The sequence below is a fragment of the Mycobacterium sp. E3305 genome, from assembly GCF_001666785.1.
Taxonomy (GTDB): Bacteria; Actinomycetota; Actinomycetes; order Mycobacteriales; family Mycobacteriaceae; genus Mycobacterium.
In genome coordinates, this window is record NZ_LZJA01000184.1 from 1 (window position 1) to 1,598 (window position 1,598).

Below are 1,598 nucleotides of genomic sequence, written 5' to 3' on the forward strand. Positions count from 1 at the left end.
GGAAGCTGGGGTTGTCCTCGACCACCGCGCACACGATCGCCACCGTCGCGCGCCGGGTCGAGGAGTTCCCCCGCTGCACCCAGGGTCTGCGGGAGGGCCGGCTGTCGCTGGATCAGGTCGGCGTCATCGCGGCACGCGCGGGTGCGGGCTCCGATGCGCACTATGCGGAGTTGGCGCGGGTGGCCACGGTCAACCAGTTGCGCACCGCGGTCAAGCTGGAACCGCGTCCTGACCCAGGACCCCGGCGCGAGCTCGAGCCCTCGTTGAGGAAGACCTCCAGCGAGCAGGGCGCCTGCTACCGGATCACCCTGCCCCACTTGGACGCCGCCACGTTCGACGCCGCCTTGCAGTCCCATCGTGACGCGCTGATCGCCGAATGGAAGCACGACCGCGCCGAGGGAGCGTCAGACAGCGCGCCGCCCCTGCCGGGCAGCGTCGAGGCGTTCATGCGCCTGATCGAGGCCGGCTGGGACGCGGAGACGACCCGCCGCCCACACGGACAGCACACCACCGTGGTGGTGCACGTCGACGCCGAAACGCACACTGCGGCACTGCACATGGGTCCGCTGCTCACCGACGCCGAACGCCGCTACCTGACCTGCGACGCCACCGGCGAACTGTGGTTCGAACGCCAGGGCGAGGTCATCGGCGCCGGCCGAACCACCCGCCTGATCAGCCGGCGACTGCGCCGCGCGCTCGAGCACCGCCACCGCAGCTGCGCGGTTCCCGGCTGCGGCGCCACCCGCGGCCTGCACGCCCACCACATCCGGCACTGGGAAGACGGCGGACCCACCGAGCTGACCAACCTCGTGCTGGTCTGCCCGTATCACCACCGGGCCCATCATCGTGGCGTCATCACCATCGCCGGACCCGCACGCACGATGACCGTCACCGATCAGGCCGGCCGAACCAAGCGTGGAGCTACCGTGTCCTCGTTGGTCGAAGGCGATGAGGCGGTAGCCCCGGGCCAACAGCTCATCCCAGACGATGTTCCACTCCCCAAGCGTGCCGCCGTAGCCGTGCGCGAAAACGACGGCGGGCCCCGCGCCGGCGGTGATGGCGCGCAGCACGGTCCCGTCGGCTCGGCTGATGAAGTGCTGCTCGCCGCGCTGTTCGGTGGCGAGGCGCTCACGAGGATAGGGATCGGGATTGTCCTCGATCCGCGCGACGACCGATTGGGCGGCATAGCGAGCGGCCAGGGCGAGAAGCCCGGACAGCGTTACGGCGCCGACCGGCTTCGTCAGGGCGCGGGTCACCACGGGCCGCCTCTCCGTCGAGCGGGATTTCGGAGACTGTCTTCGAACTATTGAGGCTCCCAGATCTTGCCCGGCCGGACAACACGTGGTTCACGACGCTTACGCAGTGGATGCGTTGCGACGCTGGCTGATTCCGGTGGCAACCGGTTACTCGTCGATACGTTGCCGGGAGCGACCGGCCCGGTAGGCGGGCTAGTTGTTGGATGGTGGTGGTTGGGGTTGGAAGGGTTGGTACCACCACCAGTCGGCGCGCTCGCCGGTGGGTCCCGGGTCAGGTTGCTGGATAGACGAATTCGTACGTTGTCAGAGCGGCTTTGCATGTCCCGGCGTGGCGCGGTGGTC

The 1,598-nt window shown here is 69.3% G+C and carries 3 pseudogenes; 1 reads left to right on the forward strand and 2 read right to left on the reverse strand.

Features of this window, described 5'->3' with window-relative positions:
- Positions 1-908, forward strand: a pseudogene (locus A5701_RS28985) (DUF222 domain-containing protein); the annotation flags it as partial.
- Positions 909-959: 51 nt separating this feature from the next.
- Here the strand turns inward: A5701_RS28985 and A5701_RS29365 are convergent.
- Positions 960-1,259 (reverse strand): annotated as a pseudogene (locus tag A5701_RS29365) (alpha/beta hydrolase); the annotation flags it as partial.
- Positions 1,260-1,448: 189 nt separating this feature from the next.
- Positions 1,449-1,532, reverse strand: a pseudogene (locus A5701_RS28995) (hypothetical protein); the annotation flags it as partial.
- Positions 1,533-1,598: the final 66 nt, after the last annotated feature.